This is a genomic window from Blastococcus sp. SYSU DS0552, assembly GCF_054050815.1.
This window is the reverse complement of sequence record NZ_JBJHAB010000003.1, coordinates 225360-245633: the sequence shown is the minus strand read 5'-3', so window position 1 is coordinate 245633 and position 20274 is coordinate 225360. Positions and strand designations below refer to the sequence as shown.

Genomic DNA, 20274 nt, shown 5'->3' with positions numbered 1-20274 from the left:
CGGAATCATTTCAGGCGCAACGCGTGCCGTCAGCATCGTCGAATGGGCGTGTCCATCCCGTTACCGATCGCCTGGTGATCCGGGAAGTCCCGTGTGCGCCGCCAGGAACGCCAGCTGGTCGGCCGCGAGCCCCACGGTCCGGCTGACCGCACGCGCGCCGTGGCCGACGGAGGTCTCCCGCCGCAGCACGATCGGGGCGTCCGCCGAGGTGGCGTGCTGCAGCGCGGCGGCCAGCTTCCGGCCGTGCAGCGGGTCGACGCGGGTGTCGGACTCGAACGTCGTCACGAGCACCGCCGGGTACGCCGTGCCCGGGCGCACCGCGTGGTACGGGGAGTAGCCCAGCAGCCACCCCAGCTGCACCGGGTCGTCGGCGGTGCCGTACTCGTCGTTCCAGGTGCGGCCGAGGCCGAAGCGCTCGTACCGCACCATGTCCAGCAGGGGGGCGCTGCAGACGACGGCGGCGGCGAGCTCGGGCCGCTGGGTCAGCGTGGCGCCCACGAGCAGGCCGCCGTTCGACCCGCCCATGACCGCCAGCTGCGGGTGCGTCGTCCACCCCTCGGCCACCAGGTGCTCCGCGGCGGCGGCGAAGTCGTCGAACACGTTCTGCTTGCGCTCCCGCATCCCGGCGCGGTGCCACTCCTCGCCGTGCTCCGACCCGCCGCGCAGGTTGGCCACCACCCAGACGCCGCCCGCGGCGACCCAGGCGAGGGCCTGTGCCGTGTAGGCCGGGGTGAGCGAGACGTTGAACCCGCCGTAGCCGTAGAGGACCGTGGGGCGGGGGCGGTCGGATGCACCGGTGCCCGAGAGCACGAACAGGTGCACGGGCGTGCCGTCCTTCGACCGCGCGTGCGTCTCGACGACGGTCAGCGGTGGCACGTCGCCGGCGACATCCGCCTGCTCCCAGGCCTCGAGCCCACCGGGGGCGGTGGCGTCCCAACGCAGCACCGACGGCGGCGTCGCGTAGTCGGTGTAGCCGACCCACGCGGTGGTGCCGCCCTCGGGCGGTGCACTCAGCCCCGAGATGCTGCCGGGGCCCGGCGGCGCCACCTCGGTGATCCGGCCGCCGCCGTCCCCCGCCCAGAGCGAGAGCCGGTCGGTGGCGTCCACGGCGTGCACCGCCAGCACCTGCAGGTCGCCGTCGGGCGCATCGACGAGCGCGACGTCGGAGAGCACCGCGCCCTCCTGCTGCGGGACGACGTCGGTCCACGCCGCCGGCGCCCAGGTGGCGGGGTCGGCGGGATCGGCGACCGCGAGCCGCCAGCGCGGGGCGTCGCGGTCGGAGAGCAGGTACAGCCGGCCGTCGCGCGCGACCCACGCGGCGGTCTGGGCGTCGACGCCGCGCTGCAGCTCGCGCAGGTCGCCGGACCCGCGCAGGTCGGCCAGCCAGACGTCGTCGCGCGGGGCGGTGCCCGCCGACGCCGAGACGACCAGCCAGCGCCCGTCCGCGCTGGTGCGGACCCCGTAGTAGTTGGTGGGGTCCAGGGTGGGTGGGTCGAAGGTGTCGCCGTGCACGAGCAGGTCGCCGGACGGGTCGGCGCCGACGCGGTGGCGCCACACCCGGCGGTGGTACTGCTCCTCGCCCGCCGGCACCTGGTCCGGCGGGAGCCGGCGGACGTAGAACAGCTCCTCGCCACCGGGCAGCCAGCCGACGGGGGAGTAGCGGCACCGGTCGATCGGGCCGTCCAACAGCTCACCGGTGTTCACGTCGAGCACGTACAGCCGCGACTCCTCGTCGCCACCGGTGGAGAGCTGGTAGGCCAGCCGGTCGCCCTCCCACGAGGGCGACCACGCGTCGAGCGTCGTCGTCCCCTCCGGGTCGAGCTCCATCGGGTCGACGAGCACGCGCACGGTGCCGTCGGCCTCCCGCACCCGGAGCACGGCGTGCTCCTGGCCCGGGTCGCGGCGGGTCGAGAAGGCCCGCCCGCCGCGCCACACCGGCACGCCGACGGCGCCCGCCCGCACCAGCTCCCCGAGCCGCGCGGCGAACCGATCACGGGCCGGGAGCGCACCGAGCACCTCGGCGGCCAGCCCGTCCTGCGCCGCCGACCACTCCTGCGTGCGCGGGTCGGCGGGGTCCTCGAGCCAGCGGTAGGGGTCGGCGATGCGGTGGCCGTGCAGCTCCTCGACCAGGTCCAGGCGCGGGGCCTCCGGGTAACGCATGGCCGGAACGCTAGTGGCGGGCACCGACATCCGCCGGGGCCGCGGGGATTTCCAGTGCGCCGAGCGGCGGTCCTCGGGTCAGAATGGGGCTGCCCGCGGGTCGCGCAGCACCCGACGGTCCGGGGCGTCCGGAGGTGATCCGTGCCGCGTTCCGCGCCCGGGTCGACGTCGGCGGGTCACCCGGGCCCGCGTCGCGACCCCGTCCCGCCGCTCGTCCCCCTGCCCGCGCCCGCCACGACGGGGGCCACCCTGCTGCTGAACGCGACCTACGAGCCGTTGTGCGTCGTCTCCAGCCGGCGGGCGATCGTGCTGGTGCTCACCGGGAAGGCCGAGCCGGTCGACGTCACCGCCGACGTCGTCCGCGCCGAGCGCCTGAGCCTGCCCGTGCCCGTGGTCGTGCGGCTCACCCGCTACGTCCGGGTGCCCTATCCCGCGTCGGTCCCGCTGTCGCGCCGGGCCGTGTTCACCCGCGACGGGCAGACCTGCGTGTACTGCGGCGGCTCGGCCACCAGCATCGACCACGTGGTGCCGCGCAGCCGCGGCGGCACTCACACGTGGGACAACGTGGTGGCCGCCTGCCGCCGGTGCAACCACACCAAGGCCGACCGCTCGCTGGCCGAGCTCGGCTGGAAGCTGCCGCGCCCGCCCAGCACGCCGAGCGGCGCGGCCTGGCGGCTGCTCGGGCACCGGACCGTCGACCCCCGGTGGCGGGAGTGGCTCGGCGTCCCGGAGAGCGTCAGCGCGTGAACGACGCTCGCCGGCTGTGGGCGCTCGCCGAGCCGCTGCACGCGCTCACGTACTTCGCCCCGGAGTCGCAGGCCGCGGCGGCCGAGGTCGGCCTGCGCGGGTTCTGGAACGGCTACTTCGCCTTCCGCGCGGCGCCCCTGGGCCCGGTCGGCGCCGAGGTGGTGACGGCGACGTTCGTCAACTTCGAGCCGTCCTTCGTCGCCCGCCGGGTCCCCGGCGTGTGGACGACGGTCACCCCGGCCGCCGCGCTGGCGGCGCGGCTGAGCGGGGTCGACGCCGCCGTCCGCCGCGTGCTGGGGCAGGAGTGGGTCGGTTCGTCCGCGGCGATCGAGGCGATGGAGCTGGCCGCCACCGCGGCCGCCGCCGTCGACCCGCCCGGGCGTCCGCTCGCCGCGGCGAACGCCGGGCTGACCGTGCCCCCGGAGCCGCACCTGGTGCTCTGGCAGGCGCTCACCACGCTGCGGGAGCACCGCGGGGACGGCCACACCGCCGTCCTGCTGGCCCACGAGGTCGACGGCCTGGGCAGCCACGTGCTGGCCGCCGCGGCCGGTCGCGCCGACCGGGCGTGGCTGCAGAAGGCGCGCGGCTGGGACGACCCGGCGTGGGAGGGAGCGGCGGCAGCGCTGGCCGACCGCGGGTGGCTGGCCGGCGACCGGCTCACCGCTGCCGGGCAGGACGCGGTCGCCGGGATCGAGGCCGACACCGACCGCCTGGCCGCCGGTCCCTGGCGGGCGCTCGGGGAGTCCGGGTGCCGGCGACTGGCCGAGCTGCTCGACCCGCTGCGCCGTGCCGTCGTGGACGCCGGGGACTGGCCGGCGGGCAACCCGATCGGCGTCCCCGAACCGGGGGACTAGCGTCCGGGAGCGTGACCCAGCTGCACGACCTCACCGCACTGGAGCAGGCCGCCGCCGTCCGCGCGAAGGAGGTCAGCCCGACCGAGCTCGTGCAGCACGCGCTCGCCCGCATCGACGCGCACGACAGCGGGCTCGGCGCGTTCATCACCGTGACCCCCGAGCGGGCGCTGGCCGGTGCGGCGGCCGCCGAGGCCCGGCTGCGCGAGGGTGGGGAGCTGCCGCCCCTGCTCGGCGTGCCCACCGCGATCAAGGACCTGAACAACACCGCGGGTGTCCGGACGACGTTCGGCTCCGCGGCGCTGGCCGACTTCGTGCCCGCCGTCGACGACGCGGTGGTCACCCGGCTGGCCGCCGCGGGCGCCATCAGCGTGGGCAAGACGAACACGCCCGAGTTCGGCTTCCCCTGCTACACCGACAACGACCTGGTCGGGCCGGCCCGGTGCCCCTGGGACACCTCCCGGCTCGCCGGCGGCTCCAGCGGGGGAGCGGCCGTCGCCGTCGCCGCCGGCTTCCTGCCCTTCGCGCAGGGCAGCGACGGCGGTGGTTCCATCCGCATCCCCGCCAGCATCAACGGCCTGGTCGGCATCAAGCCGACCCGCGGCCGGATCAGCAACGCCCCCTACGGCAGCGAGGTGACCGGGCTGGGCACCAGCGGTCCGCTGGCCCGCACCGTGCGCGATGCGGCCGCGATGCTCGACGCGATGGCCGGGCCCGAGATCGGTGATCCGTTCTGGGCCCCGCCGCTGCCGGCCGGTGAGACCTTCCTCGGCTGGGCCGACCGGGAGCCGGGCCGGCTGCGCATCGGGCGATACACCGAGTCGGCCATGCCCGGGGCAGAGCTGGAACCGGAGGTGGCCGGGGCCTTCGACGACGCCGCGCGGCTGCTGGCGGACCTGGGCCACGACGTCGAGGACGTGCCCAAAGGCCTGCTCGACGCCGCGGTGCTGCCGTCCTTCGAGCGGGTCTGGGCGCTGAGCGCGACCACCCTGCCGGTCCCACCCGGGCGCGAGGAGCTGCTGAAGCCGCTGACCCGCTGGATGCAGGACCGGGGCCTCGCGCTGTCGGCTCGGGACGCGATGGAGGCGATGTTCGCCCTCCGCGCCTTCTCCCGGCAGTTCCTGCGCGCGACCGCCGGCTACGACGTGCTGCTCGCCCCGGTGCTCACGATGACCCCCCGACCGATCGGCTGGTTCGGCGAGGACGGCGAGGGCGGGCCGGACTTCGAGCGGCAGAAGCGCTACGCCGCGTTCACCGCGCTGTTCAACGTCACCGGGCAGCCCGCGGTCAGCGTCCCGCTGCACTGGACGGCCGACGACCTGCCGATCGGCACCATGCTCGTCGGCCGCCCCGCTGACGAGGCCACCCTCGTCGCGCTCTCCGCCCAGCTGGAGGCAGCCCGCCCGTGGCACCACCGGCGCCCCGCCGTCTGGGCCGACAGCCGATGAGGGCGACCGCCTCCCGGTAAGTTGTCGGGTGTGACCGTCGCCGAGACCCTCCTCGTCTACGCCGCCATCCCGCTCGCCGTCGTGCTGGTGCTGGCGTTGCTGACCCTGAAGCCCGGCAGCGGCCGGCGTACCCGGTACAAGCCGGGCCAGCCCTGGAACCACGCGCCCGTCTGGTACGAGCCGCACCCCGCGCACGTCGGTGGCCACGGCCCCGCGCCGGCGCACGGCCCGGCCGCCGTCCCGGGCGGCGGCACCGCCGCCCTGGGCTCGTCGATGTACCCGGAGCAGCCGGGCGAGCGCGCCCTCGACGCGAAGGCCGGGGCGGGCCCCGAGGTGGGCGTCGGCACCGGTGGCGCGCACGCCGCCGGCACGAACCCCGCCCACAGTCCGAAGCCGGCCGGCCCGCTGGGCGGCGCCCGCGGGACCTGGTGACGGGCCCCCGGTGACTGTTCCCGACGTTCCGACGACCTGCCCCGGAGGCCGGCCATGACCAGCGTGTTCGAAGTCGATTCCCACGACACCGCCACCGAGGCGACCCTCCCGGCGCGCACCGACGAAGGCCGGCTCGACGAGGTGTTCAGCTTCCGGGAGCTGGCCCGCCTCGACGAGGCGCTCACCATGTCCTCCCGCGAGACCGGGCTGCGCTTCACCCTCTACGTGGGTGAGCTGCGCACGCCGACCCGCGCGCACGCCGAGGAGCTGCACGCCCGGTCGGGCGAGAACCCTTCCGACGCGGTGCTGATCGCCGTCTCGCCGGGGCAGCGCGTGGTGGAGGTGGTCACCGGTGCCGGGGCCGCGCGCCGGCTGCCCGACCGCGCCTGCGCCCTGGCGGTGCTCTCCATGACCAGCGCCTTCGCCAACGGCGACCTGGTCGGCGGCATCGTCAACGGGCTGCGCCAGCTCTCCGACCAGGCCGGGCACCCCTCGGGGCTCCGCCCCCGCTGAACGACGACGAAGGCGCCGCACCCCCTCGGGAGTGCGGCGCCTTCGTCATGTCCACGGCTCCCTGTTGATCAGGTGAGCTGATCATCAGGGGTCCTGGCTCACGACCGATGCTGAGCCAGGACCCCTAACGATCAGGTGACCTGATCATCAAGCGGCGGCGGGGGAGCGACGACGAGGCCGGCGGCCACCACTGGTGACCGCCGGCCTCGTCGTCCGCGGGTCAGTGCCCGGCGTCGGCGTCCCGCTCGCGGGCCCGCAGCGCGCGGGCGATGCCGTCGCGGCCCTCGAACACCAGCCGGCGCAGCGCCGGCGGCTGCTCGGTGTCGGACAGCCAGGCGTCGGCGGCCGCGATGGTGCGGGGCTCGACGACCGGCGGGAACAGGTACTGCACGGCGTTCTTGGCGATCTCACCCGGGCGGCGGTCCCACAGCGGCCGGATGTCGGCGAAGTAGCGGTCGACGTAGCCGGCGGTCAGCTCCCGCTGCGCCGGGTGCCAGAAGCCCTGCAGCATCGCCTCGTGGACGGCGTTGGGCACCGACTCGTCGGTGAACGCCTGCTGCCAGGTCTGCTCCTTCGACACCGCCGTCGGGCGCAGCGCCCGCGCCGTCGCCGTGCGCCGGATGCCGGTCGCGGTGGCGTCCCGCTCGGCCTCTGCGTCGATCTCCGTGTCACCGGCCGCGCCGATGGCGACCAGCCCGTGCAGGAACGCCCAGCGTGCGTCGGCGTCGACGACCAGCCCCTCGTAGCTGCGCGAGCCGTCGAGCAGGCCGCGCAGCGCCGCCGCGTGCTCCTCGGTGCGCGCGGCGCTGGCCAGCGTGCGCGACCACAGCAGCTGCTGGTCGCTCCCGGCCGGCGCGGCCTCCAGCGCGGCGAGCGCGTGGTCGGCCAGCTGGGCCCAGCCGGTCGGCGCCCACGCCGGGTCGGCGTAGGAGGACAGAGCGCTCTGCACCCGGGCCAGCAGCGACTGGATGACGCTGCTCTCGGTCTCGGCTCCGATGCCGGCCAGCACCAGCTGCACCCACTCGCGGGCCGGCAGCTCGGCGTCGCGGGTCATGTCCCAGGCCGCCGACCAGCACAGTGCGCGCGGCAGCGGGTCGGGGATCGCGCCGATCCGCGTGCGCAGGGTGGCCAGCGAGCGCTCGTCGAGCCGCAGCTTGGCGTAGGTGAGGTCGTCGTCGTTGACCAGCACCAGGTCCGCGGCCGGGTGGCCGACGAGCTCGGGCACCTCGGTGTGGGCGCCGGCGACGTCCAGCTCCACCCGGTGGGTGCGGGTGAGCCCCTCGGGGCCCTCGCTGTAGAGGCCCACGGCCAGCCGGTGGTTGCGCAGCACCGGGTGCTCGGTCACCGCCGTCTGCTCGATGGCGAAGCTGGTGTACCGGCCGTCGTCGCTGAGCTCGAGCACCGGCCGCAGCGTGTTGACCTGGCTGGTGCGCAGCCACTGGTCGGCCCACTCCGACAGGTCGCGGCCGGAGCTCTCCGACAGCGGCCCCAGCAGGTCGGCCAGCGTGGTGTTGCCGAATTCGTGCCGGCGGAAGTAGCGCTGCACGCCGGCGAGGAACTCGTCGCGGCCCACGTAGGCGACCAGCTGCTTGAGCACCGAGGCGCCCTTGGCGTAGGTGATGCCGTCGAAGTTGACCTCGACCGCTGCGACGTCGGGGATGTCGGCGGCGATCGGGTGGGTCGAGGGCAGCTGGTCCTGTGCGTAGGCCCACGCCTTCTCGGTGTTGGCGAACGTCGTCCACGCCGTCCGGTATTCGGTGGCCTCGGCCTGGCACAGGGTGCTGATGTAGGTGGCGAAGGACTCGTTGAGCCACAGGTCGTCCCACCAGCGCATGGTCACGAGGTCGCCGAACCACATGTGCCCGAGCTCGTGCAGGATCGTCTCCGCGCGCCGCTCGTAGCGGGCCCGGCTGACCTTCGACCGGAAGACGTAGTCCTCCAGGAACGTGACCGCCCCGGCGTTCTCCATCGCGCCGGCGTTGAACTCCGGCACGAACAGCTGGTCGTACTTGTCGAACGGGTACGGGTAGTCGAACACCCGGTGGTAGAAGTCGAAGCCCTGCTTGGTCACCCGGAAGATCTCCTCCGGGTCGAGGTACTGGGCCAGCGACGCCCGGCAGTACAGCCCCAGCGGGATGCCCTCGTGCAGGTCGGTGACCTTGGCGTAGGGGCCGGCGATGAGCGCCACCAGATAGGTGGAGATGCGCTTGGTGGGCGCGAAGTGGGCCAGCTGCGAGCCGCCCTCGCCCGCCTCGATCGTGCGGTCGCCGGTGTTGGAGACGACCTGCCAGTCGAAGGGCGCGGTCACGTGCATCGTGAACGTGGCCTTGAGGTCGGGCTGGTCGAAGCAGGTGAACATCCGCTTCGCGTCGGCCGGCTCGAACTGGGTGTAGAGGTAGACCTGCCCGTCCTCGGGGTCGAGGAAGCGGTGCAGGCCCTCGCCGGTGTTGGAGTACCGGCAGTCCGCCGTCACCACCAGCGTGTTCGACTCGGCGAGGCCGGGCAGCGGCAGCCCGCCCTCCTCGGTGTAGGAGCTCAGGTCGAGCTCGGTGCCGTTCAGCGTCGCGGAGTGCACCGTCTCCGCGACCAGGTCGATGAAGGTGTCCGCGCCCGGCCGGTGGCAGGCGAACTCGACGGTCGTCGTCGAGCGGAACGTGCGCTCGCCGGGGTGCCCGGCGCCGTCGGTGACGTCGAGGGCGATGTCGTAGCTCTGGACGGCGAGAAGCTCCGCGCGGGCGGCGGCATCAGTGCGGGTCAGGTTGGGTACGGCCACGCCGGAGAGCTTGTCATGCGGGGACGACGGTGCGCCCGCCGTCTGCCGGTCGGCGGCCCGCGGCAGGGAACAACCACCCCTCGGCGGGGCTTGCCTGCCGGGAGACGGCCCGGGCGCTCGGCGACCCGGGCACCCGAGCGAGGAGCAAGGAGCAAGGATGACCGAGGCAGTGCAGAGCGCCCCCACGAAGGCCCGCGTCGACTTCTGGTTCGACCCGCTGTGCCCGTGGGCCTGGCTGACCAGCCGCTGGGTGCTGGAGGCGGCCAAGGTGCGCGACATCGACCTGCACTGGCACGTCATGTCGCTGGCGGTGCTCAACCGCGGGCGCGACCTGCCGGAGGAGTACCAGGAGATGATGGCCAAGGCCTGGGGTCCGGTGCGGGTGGCGATGGCCGCGGCGCAGCAGCACGGCGACGAGGTGCTCGGCGACCTCTACACCGCGATGGGGACCCTGCGGCACCATGAGGAGCTCGAGCTCGACGAGCTCATCGCGCCGGCCCTGGAGCGGGTCGGGCTGCCGGCGTCGCTGGCCGAAGCCGCCGACTCCACCGAGTACGACGAGGCCCTGGAGAAGAGCCACCACGCGGGCATGGACCCGGTCGGCGACGACGTCGGCACGCCGGTCATGCACATCGACGGCGTGGCGTTCTTCGGCCCGGTGATCAGCAAGGTGCCGACCGGTGAGGACGCCGGCAAGGCATTCGACGGGGCCGTCCTGCTGGCGAACCTGCCCGACTTCTGGGAGCTCAAGCGCACCCGCACCTCGGGCCCGGACATGGACTCCGTGCCGGCCGACGCCCTGAAGCTCACCCGGTAAGGACCCCCGTCCCCCTCGTCCTTGCACGCTCGGGTCGAGCCTCTGGACGGGGGCCGTTCCGATGAGCTCCGGGCGGGGGTGCGGCATGCTGTCGGGATGCCGCACCCCACCCGCCAGCGCATCTTCATCTCCGGCGCCAGCTCCGGCCTCGGCGAGGGCATGGCCCGCCGGTTCGCCGCCATGGGGCGCGACCTCGCCCTGTGCGCCCGCCGCGTCGAGCGGCTGGAGGCGCTGCAGGCCGAGCTGCGGGCGGCGCACCCGGGCATCCGGGTCGAGGTCGCCGCGATGGACGTCGACGACGCCGCCTCGGTGCCCACCGTCTTCGCGGAGCTGGCCGAGCGGCTGGGCGGCTTCGACCGCGTGATCGTCAACGCCGGCATCGGCAAGGGCGTCTCCGTGGGCGCCGGCGGGGCGGCGCAGAACCGCGCCGTCCTGCACACCAACGTGCTCGGCTCGCATGCCCAGTGCGAGGCGGCGATGGAGCTGTTCCGCCGCCAGGGCATGGGCCACCTGGTGCTCATCTCCTCGGTCGCCTCCGTGCGCGGCATGCCGGGCAGCCGCACCGCCTACGGGGCGAGCAAGGCGGCGCTCAACTCGCTCGCCGAGGGCATCCGCTCGGACGTGTACGGCTCGCGGATCGTCGTCTCCACGATCCTGCCCGGCTACATCGCCACCGACATCAACGTCGGCCGCCGCGGCCCGCTCACCGTCGGCCTGGACAAGGGCGTCGACGCGCTGACCGCAGCGGTGGAACGGGAGCCGGTCACGGCCTACGTGCCGGGCTGGCCCTGGACGGCGGTCGCACGGCTGCTGCGGGTGCTGCCGCTGTCGGTGGTCCGCCGCGTCACCGGCTCGTGAGCCTCACCAGCTGATCTCCATCGGCCGGCCCCGGCCGTCGCGCTCGTCACCGCCGACGGTTTTCGCACTCCCCGCCGCGATCCGCCGGGCCGACCAGGCCGCGGCGCAGGCGTCCAGGGCGTCGACGGCGGGCAGCCGCGGCGGCGCCTCGGCCAGCGCGCGGTCGACGTCCATCACCGGGCGCAGGGCGGCCAGCCGCTGCGCCAGCCCCCGGGCGGTGGCCTTCGGGTCGCGCACCCGGTCGTCGAGCGCCCGGAACGCCAGCTCGGGGTGGACCTCGTGCACCCGCGGGTCGGGCGGGTCGCCGAGGGCCTCGTCCAGCGAGCGAATCGACGGCACGAGGAACCAGGCCTGCTTCGACAGCGCCTTCCCGCACACCGCCACCGAGGTCCGGCAGGCGTCGGCGTAGTCGGCGGCGCCCAGCACCGGCCGCAGCGGTGCGGGGAAGACGGAGCTGCCGGCCCGGCCGAGCAACCGCCGGGCGGCGACGTCGCACACGCGTGGCCGGTTCTCCGCCAGCCCGATCGGCATGTCGACGGCGACGACGTCCACCCCGGGCAGGGCGAGGGCGGCCGGGGCGTCGGGGAGGGCCAGCAGTGTCACCACGCCGTCGTCCAGCAGCGCCCCGGCCCAGGCGCCGCGCCAGCCGTCCAGCCCGAGCACAGCCACGCCGGCGAGCCTGTCAGACTCCCCGGCATGCGCGTCTTCATCGGCACCGACCACGCGGGCCTGGAGTTCAAGGAGCACCTCAAGCGGGCGCTGGCCGAGGCCGGCCACGAGCCGGTCGACTGCGGCGCGTTCGAGTACGACGCGCAGGACGACTACCCGCCGTTCTGCTTCGAGGTGGGGGAGCGGACGGTGGCCGAGCCGGGGTCGCTCGGCGTGGTCATCGGCGGCTCCGGCAACGGCGAGCAGATCGCGGCGAACAAGGTTCCCGGCGTCCGGGCCGCGCTGGTGTGGAACACCGCGACCGCCCAGCTGGCCCGCCAGCACAACAACGCCAACGTCGTCTCCATCGGCGCCCGCCAGCACAGCGACGAGGAGGCCACGGCGCTGGTGCTGGAGTTCCTCGGGACGGAGTTCAGCGGCGACGAGCGGCACGTGCGCCGGATCGGGCTGATCAGCGACTACGAGCGGGACCGGCACCGTCCGGCGGGCGGGCTGCCCACGCGCACCCAGCACCCGTGACGCGGCCGGCCGGAACGGCGACGCCGCCCGGCTGATCCCGTCTCGCGAGGGCGGCTCTGCATGACTATGCAGCATCGTGCATACTTGCCCTCGTGTCCAAGGTGCTCACCTCCCTGCCCGTCGGCGAACGCGTCGGCATCGCCTTCTCCGGTGGTCTCGACACCTCCGTAGCGGTCGCGTGGATGCGCGACAAGGGCGCCGTCCCCTGCACCTACACGGCGGACATCGGGCAGTACGACGAGCCGGACATCGCCTCGGTCCCCGGCCGCGCGACGGCCTACGGCGCCGAGCTCGCCCGGCTGGTCGACTGCCGCGCCGCGCTGGTCGAGGAGGGCCTCGCCGCGCTCACCTGCGGTGCCTTCCACATCCGCTCCGGTGGGCGCAGCTACTACAACACCACCCCGCTGGGCCGCGCGGTCACCGGCACCCTGCTCGTGCGGGCGATGCTCGAGGACGACGTCCAGATCTGGGGCGACGGCTCGACCTACAAGGGCAACGACATCGAGCGGTTCTACCGCTACGGCCTGCTGGCCAACCCCGCGCTGCGGATCTACAAGCCGTGGCTGGACGCCGACTTCGTCGCCGAGCTCGGTGGCCGCAAGGAGATGTCGGAGTGGCTGGTCGCCCACGGCCTGCCCTACCGCGACAGCGCAGAAAAGGCCTACTCCACCGACGCCAACATCTGGGGCGCCACCCACGAGGCCAAGACGCTGGAGCACCTGGACACCGGCATCGAGACCGTCGAGCCGATCATGGGCGTGCGGTTCTGGGATCCGGCCGTCGAGATCGCGCCGGAGACGGTCACGGTCGGCTTCGAGCAGGGCCGGCCGGTCACGATCAACGGGCGGGAGTTCGACTCCGCCGTCGACCTGGTGAAGGAGGCCAACGCGATCGGCGGCCGGCACGGCCTCGGCATGAGCGACCAGATCGAGAACCGGATCATCGAGGCGAAGAGCCGCGGCATCTACGAGGCCCCGGGCATGGCGCTGCTGCACATCGCCTACGAGCGGCTGGTCAACGCCATCCACAACGAGGACACCCTCGCCACCTACCACTCCGAGGGCCGCCGCCTGGGGCGGCTGATGTACGAGGGCCGCTGGCTGGACCCGCAGGCGCTCATGCTCAGGGAGTCGCTGCAGCGCTGGGTCGGCATGGCGGTCACCGGCGAGGTCACGCTGCGGCTGCGGCGCGGGGAGGACTACTCGATCCTCGACACCGCCGGCCCGTCCTTCAGCTACCACCCGGACAAGCTGTCGATGGAGCGCACGTCGGACTCCGCGTTCGGCCCGGTGGACCGGATCGGCCAGCTCACCATGCGGAACCTGGACATCGCCGACTCGCGCGCCCGGCTGGAGCAGTACGCGCGGATCGGCATGGTCGGGGGCGGGCCGACCCCGGTGGCCGTCGGTGCGGCGCAGGCCGCGGCGACCGGGCTGATCGACGCCTCCCAGGAGGGCGGCGCCGAGGCGATCGCCTCCCGCGGCAAGGTGTCGGCGCACGACGAGCTGCTGGACCGGGCCGCGATGGAGTCCGGCACCGACTGAAGAAGGACCTCGTCCTCCCCACCGCTCGCACGCTCGCGGCGGGTCCCGGGACGAGGCCTGACCGTCCTCCCCACCGCTCGCACGCTCGCGGCGGGTCCCGGGACGAGGCCCGACCGTCCTCCCCGCCCGCGCGGGGAGGACGGTCAGCTCAGAAGCCGTCGGGGCACCACGGCGTGACCGGCCAGCCGAACGCCGTGGACGCGAGCGTGACGGCGCCCGGGCTGATCTCGGTCACCCGGCCGGCGCCCTGCAGGGACGCGAGCGAGACGCCGCCCAGGTAGGCGGCCGAGAGGTCCTCGATGCCCAGCACGATGTCGGGGTCGCGATCGGTACGGCCGCAGTAGCCACCGGCCGGGTGCCCGGAGAGCCGCCAGCGCCCCTCGTTCCACGGGCAGAACGCGTCCCGCACCTCCAGCACGAGGTCGATGGGGGCGGGGTAGCGGCGGGCCGCCAGCGCCCGGTCGACGTCGACCAGCCGCACCCACAGGCCGTCGACCGGCGTGCTGTGCAGCGCCCGGGCATCGGTGACCAGCCAGCGCAGCGGGTCGTCGGGCGAGGCCGCCGGGTACTTCACCGTGCGGACCAGGTCGACCGACAGCAGCACCTGCCACAGCGCGGCGTAGGCCGGGGTGCCGGTCGCCCGCACCTCCTCGACGGTCAGGGTGCCGTCGGGCTCGCCGGTGTCGCTCCAGGCGCCCTTCACCCGGTAGGCGGCGTACCCCGTGACCGTGCCGTCGGCCTCTCGGTGCAGCAGGTAGCGGCGCTCGGTGGCCCCGTGCCGCCGGGACGGGTCGTCGCGCAGCTGCCGGTCCCACCAGCGGTCGTCGCGCACCATGTTCCCGGGCACCCAGCGGTGCACCGCCCGGTGGACGTCCACGGCGGCGGGGCGGTACTGCTCGACCGGCACCTGCTCCACCCGGCCGGTGCCGAGGTCGACGTCCGAGCGCAGCCGCAGGCGCTCGGTGCGACCGGAGAACCGCGCCTCCACCGTCGCCGGCGCGTAGCCGAACCGGCCGTAGATCGGGTACTCGGCCGCCCAGAGCGCGGCCACTGGCTCGCGCTGCTGCTCGTGCAGCTCGGTGAGCTGGCGGCGGATGATCGCCGTGAGCAGGCCGCGCCGGCGGTGGGTCGGGGCGACGGTCACCCAGGTGACGCCGGCGCAGGGCACCAGCGCGCCGGGGACGGCGAGGGTCCGGCTGTAGATGCCGGCGGTGGCGACGACGCGGTCGCCCTCCCACAGGGCCAGCGACCGGTCCAGCTCCGCCACCGACGACGGCCGCTCGACTAAGTCGGCCGGCGCCTCGTCGGCGAAGACGTCGTGCATGGCCCGGCTGAAGACCGGCCACTCGTCGGGGGTCACCGGACGGAACCGGGCGTCGAGGTCGCTCACAGCGCTGTGTCTACCGGGCGGCTCCGACAGGCCGCCAGCGAGTTCGGCTCAGGCGCGCAGGTAGGCCAGGGCGGCGAGCACACGTCGGTGCTGGTCCTCGTCCTGGGTGAGCCCGAGCTTGGCGAAGATGTGCTGGGTGTGCTTCTCCACCGCCCCCGGGGTGACCACGAGCGCCCGGGCGATCGCGGTGTTCGAGTGCCCCTCGGCGATCAGCCCGAGCACCTCCCGCTCCCGCGGGGTGAGCCGGCGGACCGGGTCGTCGGCCCGGCGGCGGGCGAACAGCTGGGCGACCACCTGCGGGTCGAGCACCGTGCCCCTGCCCCGCACGTCCTCCAGCGCGGTCAGGAACGTGTCGATGTCGGCCACCCGGTCCTTGAGCAGGTAGCCCACGCCGCCGGCGCCGTCGGCGCGTCACCGGGAGCCGGTCGCTCGCGGGCGGGAGCACGAGGGTGTCTGCGGTCATGCCGTCGAGCCTGCTTCGACGGGGTGCCCGGCCCCATCCCGCTGGCTGGCCGGTTCGTGGTCGGGCCGTCCCGACTGCGGTGCTGCGGTCATCCCGGCGCGAGATGCTCCTCCGCCCGCCGCCGCGGTGTCCAGCGCCGCGGCCGAGGTGGGTCCCCCGCTAGGGTCGGTGGCGTCACGCCGGCGTCGACGTGCGCCCCGGTCGCCGGCGCCCCGACCGACGGAGGCTCCTCGTGCGCTCTCGCGCCGTTCCGCTGGCACTCAGCGCGGTCCTGCTGGCCGGCTGCACCTCGTCCGGCGACGAGGAGGCCGAGGAGGCCCAGGTGGCCGAGGCCGTCACCTCGGCACCCGACGAACGGCTGACGGTCGTCGCGGACGCCGATCCGGTGGGGACGGCGGTGAGCGCGAGCCGCGCGCTGTTCGACTCCTCCGACGTCGCGGTGCTCGCGGACGAGGACGACTCGGCGGGCCTGCTGCTGGGCGCGTCGGCCGCGGTGGCGCTGGGTGTCCCACTGCTGGTCACCGGCGGCGCCGAGGCGCCGGAGCCGGTGACCGGCGAGCTGGAGCGGCTGGGCACGGGCACCGTGCTGGCCGTCGGGGACGTCGCCCTGCCGGAGGGTGCGGAGCCGGAGGTGGTGACGGTCCAGGCGGACGCCGAGGCGGTCGCCGCCGCGACCGGCGTCGACTTCGCCGAGGACGATCCCGTCCCGGCCGACGGCGAGGCCGCGGCCGTGGCGGGGCTGGACCCCGAGCAACCCGCCGCGCTGCAGCCGGAGGGCGGCAGCGGCGGGTCGGCGGGGCAGACCGCGGAGGAGACCGGTGAGGAGGGCTCCGACGCGGAGCTCCCCGAGACCGCCCGCCCCGAACCGCTCGAGGACACGGTCGTGCTCGCCTCGGGCGAGCCCGGTTCGGTGGCCGGCATCGCGACGGCCCGCGCGGCCGGTGCCCAGGTGCTGCTGACCGGGGGCACCACCGACCCCCGGGCCTCGGCCGACGTCGTAGGCGCCCTCGGCGAGGCGCAGCCCGAGGCGGTCGTCGCCCTCGGCGCGGGGTTCGCCGCCGAGGACGGCCTGGACTGGAAGGTGGAGACCGCCGCCACCGGGGTGGAGCTCCCCGGCGGCGGCCAGACGCTCTTCCCCGGCAAGCTGCTCGTGGCCCTCTACGGGCACCCCGGCACCGCAGCGCTCGGTCTCATGGGCGAGCAGCCGGTCGACGCCGCCGTCGAGCGGGCGCGGGCGCACGCGGCGCCCTACGAGCCGCTGGTCGAGGAGACGGTGGTGCCGGCCTTCGAGATCATCGCGACCATCGCCTCGGCCTCGGCCGGGCCCGACGGCGACTACTCCGCGGAGGCCGATCCGGAGTTCCTGCGGCCGTGGGTGGACGCGGCCGGTGAGGCCGGGCTGTACGTCGTCCTCGACCTGCAGCCGGGGCGCACCGACTTCGTCACCCAGGCGGAGCTCTACCGGTCGCTGCTGGAGGAGCCGCACGTCGGCCTGGCCCTGGACCCGGAGTGGCGGCTGGGCCCGAACGAGGTGCACCTGCGGCAGATCGGGTCGGTGGACGTCGAGGAGGTCAACCGGGTGGTGCACTGGCTGGCCGACCTGACCCGCGACAACCAGCTGCCGCAGAAGCTGCTGGTGCTGCACCAGTTCCGGCTGGACATGATCCCGGGCCGCGAGCGGGTGGACCTCAGCCGCGACGAGCTGGCCGTGATGGTGCACGCCGACGGCCAGGGCGGGCAGGGCGCCAAGCAGGGCACGTGGGCGACGCTGCGGCGGGACGCCCCCGAGGGCCTGTGGTGGGGCTGGAAGAACTTCTACGACGAGGACATCCCGATGCTCACGCCGGAGCAGACGATCGAGCAGGTGGAGCCCGATCCGCAGCTGATCAGTTACCAGTAGGCCGTAGACCGTTCGCTCGGCTGTCAGCACCGATCCTTAGCGTCCCCTCCCGGATCCCCTGCGCACGGTCACGGGGACCATCGATGGAGAGGAACGACCGGATGAGACGGCGGACCACGCTGTCCGTGGCGGCTGCGGCGGCGGCGCTGACCATGGCGACCATGAGCCCCGCCGCGGCGGCGCCCGGCACGGCGGACGACCTGACGCTGACCATGCTGGCCACCACCGATCTGCACGGGCGCGTGCAGAACTGGGACTACTTCGCCGACCGGCCCTACTCGGAGCGGGCCGGCTTCGAGACCGGGCTGGCGAAGGTGGCCACGGTCGTCGACTCGGTGCGCGCCGAGCGCGGCGAGGACAGCGTCTTCGTGGTCGACAACGGCGACTTCCTGCAGGGCACGCCGCTGACCTACTACTACGCCAAGCAGGAGCCGGTCACCCGGACCCGCGTCGAGCACCCGATGGCGGCCGCCTTCGACGTGATCGGCTACGACGCCCAGGTCGTCGGCAACCACGAATTCAACTACGGCCTGGACCTGCTGCGGCGCTACGTCCGCGACGTCGACCACCCGGTGCTCGGGGCCAACGTGCTGCACGAGCCGTCGCGGCAGCCCTACCTGCCGCCGTACACGATCAAGCAGATGCGCGTGCCCGGCCACAAGCCGGTCAAGGTCGGCATCATCGGCCTGACCACCCCCGGCTCGGCGATCTGGGACAAGAACAACGTCGAGGGTCGCGTGACGTTCCAGGACATGGTGGAGGCGGCGCAGTGCTGGGTCCCGGTCGTCGACCGGAAGGCCGACGTCGTCGTCGTCCTGTCGCACGCCGGGGTCGGTGGGACGTCGTCCTACGGCCCCGAGGTGCCGACCGAGAACCCTTCAGACGTCATCGCCAGGACCGTGCCGGGCATCGACGCCATGGTGGTCGGCCACACGCACCAGAACGCCCCTTCCCAGGTGGTGACGAACGAGGTCACCGGCGAGGACGTGCTGCTCACCCAGCCCTACCGCTGGGGCGCCACCGTCTCGCAGGTCGACATCGAGCTGCAGCAGGTCCGCGGGAAGTGGGACGTCGTCGGCACGTCCGCGCAGGCGCTGAGCACCGCGGGGGTCGAGGAGTCGCCCGAGGTGCTGGCCGCCACGGCGGAGGCGCACCGGAAGACGGTGGAGTACGTCAACCAGGTGGTGGCCACCTCGGCGGAGGAGCTGTCCGCGGCGACCAGCCGGTACGAGGACACCGCAATCCTGGACTTCATCCAGGACGTGCAGACCGACACCGTGGCCGCCGCCCTGGAGGGCACCGACCGGGCCGACCTTCCGGTGCTGTCGATCGCGGCGCCGTTCAGCCGGGAGGCCGTGTTCCCGGCCGGTGACGTCACCGTCCGCGACATCGCCGGGCTCTACATCTACGACAACACCCTCGAGGCCGTGGAGCTCACCGGGGCTCAGCTGAAGGAGTACCTGGAGTTCTCCGCCCGGTACTTCGAGCAGGTGCCGGCCACCGGGGACGTCGACCCGGAGACGATCACCAACGCGGTCGTGGACGGCTTCCCGAACGGGATCCCCGACTACAACTACGACGTCCTCTCCGGCGTCGACTACGACATCGACGTGTCCCAGCCGGCCGGCTCCCGCATCGTCGGGCTCTCCTACGAAGGGGCGCCGGTGGGCGACGACGACCGGTTCGTCGTGGCGGTCAACAACTACCGCCGCAGCGGGGGCGGCAACTTCCCCGCGATCAGCACCGCGCCGGTGGTCTACAACGAGCAGCTGGAGATCCGGCAGCTGCTCATCGAGCGCGCCCAGCAGGAGGGCGTGATCGACCCGGCGGAGTTCTTCGTCGAGAACTGGCAGCTCGTCCGCGACGGTGAGCCGCTGATCCCGTGACGCCCTGACACCGACCCGCCCGACCCGGGTGGGAGCGGGCGGGAGCCCCGGAGCGCTCGTCGCGCCGGGGCTCCCGTTCTGTCGGGGGGCTGTGGTGTGCTGACGCACACATCGACCCCGCGAGGAGTGACCTCCTGTGACCAGTGCCGTCATCGGCCCCGCCGACCAGCTCGACCCCAGGCTGCTCGAGCACCGCCGTGAGCTCACCGGTTACTGCTACCGGATGCTCGGCTCGGTGTTCGACGCCGAGGACGCGGTGCAGGAGACGATGGTCCGCGCCTGGCGCGGGCTCGGGGACTTCGAGGGCCGCTCGGCGGTCCGCTCGTGGCTGTACCGGATCGCGACGAACGTCTGCCTCGACGCGCTCAACGGCCGGTCGCGCCGCGCCCTGCCGATGGACCTCGCGGGGTCGCCCTATCCGCCGGTCCCGGCGTCGCTGGCGGGCCGCAAGCCGGCGTCGGCGTGGATCGAGCCGGTGCTCGACCGCCAGGTGCTCCCCGAGGACGGCGACCCGGCCGAGCAGGCCGTGGCTCGCGAGTCGGTGCGGCTGGCCTTCGTCGCCGCCCTGCAGCACCTGCCGCCCAAGCAGCGGGCGGTGCTGATCCTGCGCGAGGTGCTGCGCTGGAAGGCCGACGAGGTGGCCGAGCTGCTCGACACCACCGTGGCCTCGGTGAACAGCGCGCTGCAGCGTGCCCGGGCGACGCTCGCCGACGTGGGCGGCCGCCCGGCGCCCCGCACCCTCGACGACGAGGACCGCGCGCTGCTGGCCCGCTACCTCGACGCCTTCGAGCGCTACGACATCGACGCGTTCGTGCAGCTGCTGCACGAGGACGCCACCCAGCACATGCCGCCGTTCGAGATGTGGCTGCGCGGTCGCGACGACATCGGCACCTGGATGCTGGGGCCCGGGGCGGGGTGCAAGGGCTCGCGGCTGATCGAGACCTCGGCGAACGGCACGCCGGCGGTCGCCCAGTACCGCCCGGCCGAGGGCGGTGGGCACGTGCCGTGGGGCCTGCACGTGCTGGAGATCGAGGACGGCCGGATCGCCCACATCTCCAGCTTCCTGAACCTCGACTGCGAGCTGTTCGCCGCGCTCGGGCTGCCGACGTCCCTGTAGGCGCCGCCCCCGATCGGCTGGCCGGCTGCTGCCTAGGGGCGCGGGGTTCCGGGGGCCCGCCGGGCGGGGCGGAGTAGTTCGCGAGGCGCAGCCCGGCCAGGACGACGACGGCGGCCGCCGTGCTGATCAGCGCCGCCTGCAGCACCATGTAGGGGGTCGAGAGGTCGGCCCGGGCGAACTGGCCGTC

The 20274-nt window shown here is 74.3% G+C and carries 17 protein-coding genes; 12 read left to right on the top strand and 5 right to left on the bottom strand.

Features of this window, described 5'->3' with window-relative positions:
- Positions 1 to 60: 60 nt before the first annotated feature.
- Entirely contained in the window at positions 61 to 2160 is a 2100-nt protein-coding gene (locus ACI8AG_RS04785) for a prolyl oligopeptidase family serine peptidase (protein ID WP_456596123.1), read from the bottom strand.
- A gap of 141 nt (positions 2161 to 2301) precedes the next feature.
- Here ACI8AG_RS04785 and ACI8AG_RS04780 point away from each other — a divergent pair, with 141 nt between their 5' ends.
- The 5 genes from ACI8AG_RS04780 to ACI8AG_RS04760 are packed head-to-tail and all read left to right on the top strand — an operon-like array spanning position 2302 to position 6151.
- Positions 2302 to 2907: an HNH endonuclease gene (locus ACI8AG_RS04780; protein ID WP_456596122.1), complete on the top strand. Its 606-nt coding sequence runs from the start codon at positions 2302 to 2304 to the stop codon at positions 2905 to 2907.
- Complete coding sequence (locus ACI8AG_RS04775) at positions 2904 to 3761, top strand: SCO6745 family protein (protein ID WP_456587680.1); 858 nt, start codon at positions 2904 to 2906, stop codon at positions 3759 to 3761. The genes ACI8AG_RS04780 and ACI8AG_RS04775 overlap by 4 nt, the downstream gene beginning before the upstream one ends.
- Positions 3762 to 3772: 11 nt before the next feature.
- Entirely contained in the window at positions 3773 to 5206 is a 1434-nt protein-coding gene (locus tag ACI8AG_RS04770; RefSeq protein WP_456596121.1) for an amidase, read from the top strand.
- A 30-nt stretch (positions 5207 to 5236) separates the two neighbouring features.
- A complete protein-coding gene (ctaJ, locus tag ACI8AG_RS04765; RefSeq protein ID WP_456587678.1) occupies positions 5237 to 5638 on the top strand; it encodes an aa3-type cytochrome oxidase subunit CtaJ in 402 nt (133 codons plus the stop codon).
- Positions 5639 to 5692: 54 nt separating this feature from the next.
- The gene (locus ACI8AG_RS04760) at positions 5693 to 6151 is read left to right on the top strand and encodes a DUF5130 family protein (RefSeq protein WP_456587677.1); all 459 of its coding nucleotides are present in this window, start codon (positions 5693 to 5695) and stop codon (positions 6149 to 6151) included.
- 220 nt (positions 6152 to 6371) lie between these two features.
- On the opposite strand, the gene pepN is transcribed toward ACI8AG_RS04760, so the two are convergent.
- Positions 6372 to 8924 (bottom strand): aminopeptidase N, encoded by a 2553-nt coding sequence (pepN, locus tag ACI8AG_RS04755; protein ID WP_456596120.1) that lies wholly within the window; start codon positions 8922 to 8924, stop codon positions 6372 to 6374.
- 157 nt (positions 8925 to 9081) lie between these two features.
- On the opposite strand from pepN, the gene ACI8AG_RS04750 reads away from it, so the two are divergent.
- Positions 9082 to 9741, top strand: a complete 660-nt coding sequence (locus tag ACI8AG_RS04750; protein WP_456596119.1) for a mycothiol-dependent nitroreductase Rv2466c family protein — start codon at positions 9082 to 9084, stop codon at positions 9739 to 9741.
- A gap of 96 nt (positions 9742 to 9837) precedes the next feature.
- Positions 9838 to 10599, top strand: coding sequence for an SDR family oxidoreductase (locus tag ACI8AG_RS04745; protein WP_456596118.1), 762 nt, complete (start codon positions 9838 to 9840; stop codon positions 10597 to 10599).
- A gap of 3 nt (positions 10600 to 10602) precedes the next feature.
- Here ACI8AG_RS04745 and ACI8AG_RS04740 read toward each other — a convergent pair whose 3' ends face one another.
- The gene (locus tag ACI8AG_RS04740) at positions 10603 to 11268 is read right to left on the bottom strand and encodes a DUF429 domain-containing protein (protein WP_456596117.1); all 666 of its coding nucleotides are present in this window, start codon (positions 11266 to 11268) and stop codon (positions 10603 to 10605) included.
- Positions 11269 to 11295: 27 nt separating this feature from the next.
- Here ACI8AG_RS04740 and ACI8AG_RS04735 point away from each other — a divergent pair, with 27 nt between their 5' ends.
- Positions 11296 to 11787 (top strand): ribose-5-phosphate isomerase, encoded by a 492-nt coding sequence (locus ACI8AG_RS04735; protein WP_456596116.1) that lies wholly within the window; start codon positions 11296 to 11298, stop codon positions 11785 to 11787.
- Positions 11788 to 11879: 92 nt separating this feature from the next.
- Positions 11880 to 13331 carry an argininosuccinate synthase gene (gene argG / locus ACI8AG_RS04730; protein ID WP_456596115.1) on the top strand — a complete coding sequence of 484 codons (1452 nt, stop codon included), beginning with the start codon at positions 11880 to 11882 and terminating at the stop codon, positions 13329 to 13331.
- A 148-nt stretch (positions 13332 to 13479) separates the two neighbouring features.
- Here the strand turns inward: argG and ACI8AG_RS04725 are convergent, their stop codons facing one another.
- Both ACI8AG_RS04725 and ACI8AG_RS04720 read right to left on the bottom strand, forming a co-directional pair.
- On the bottom strand, positions 13480 to 14721 hold the full coding sequence (locus ACI8AG_RS04725) for a GNAT family N-acetyltransferase (RefSeq protein ID WP_456596114.1): 1242 nt from the start codon (positions 14719 to 14721) through the stop codon (positions 13480 to 13482).
- 48 nt (positions 14722 to 14769) lie between these two features.
- A complete protein-coding gene (locus ACI8AG_RS04720; RefSeq protein ID WP_456596113.1) occupies positions 14770 to 15111 on the bottom strand; it encodes a response regulator transcription factor in 342 nt (113 codons plus the stop codon).
- A gap of 305 nt (positions 15112 to 15416) precedes the next feature.
- On the opposite strand from ACI8AG_RS04720, the gene ACI8AG_RS04715 reads away from it, so the two are divergent.
- The 3 genes from ACI8AG_RS04715 (at position 15417) to ACI8AG_RS04705 (ending at position 20087) form a co-directional block, all read left to right on the top strand.
- Positions 15417 to 17084, top strand: a complete 1668-nt coding sequence (locus ACI8AG_RS04715) for a hypothetical protein (RefSeq protein ID WP_456596112.1) — start codon at positions 15417 to 15419, stop codon at positions 17082 to 17084.
- Between the two features lie 101 nt (positions 17085 to 17185).
- Positions 17186 to 18970 (top strand): bifunctional metallophosphatase/5'-nucleotidase, encoded by a 1785-nt coding sequence (locus tag ACI8AG_RS04710; protein WP_456596111.1) that lies wholly within the window; start codon positions 17186 to 17188, stop codon positions 18968 to 18970.
- A gap of 136 nt (positions 18971 to 19106) precedes the next feature.
- Positions 19107 to 20087, top strand: a complete 981-nt coding sequence (locus ACI8AG_RS04705) for a sigma-70 family RNA polymerase sigma factor (RefSeq protein WP_456596110.1) — start codon at positions 19107 to 19109, stop codon at positions 20085 to 20087.
- The last annotated feature ends 187 nt before the right edge of the window (positions 20088 to 20274 follow it).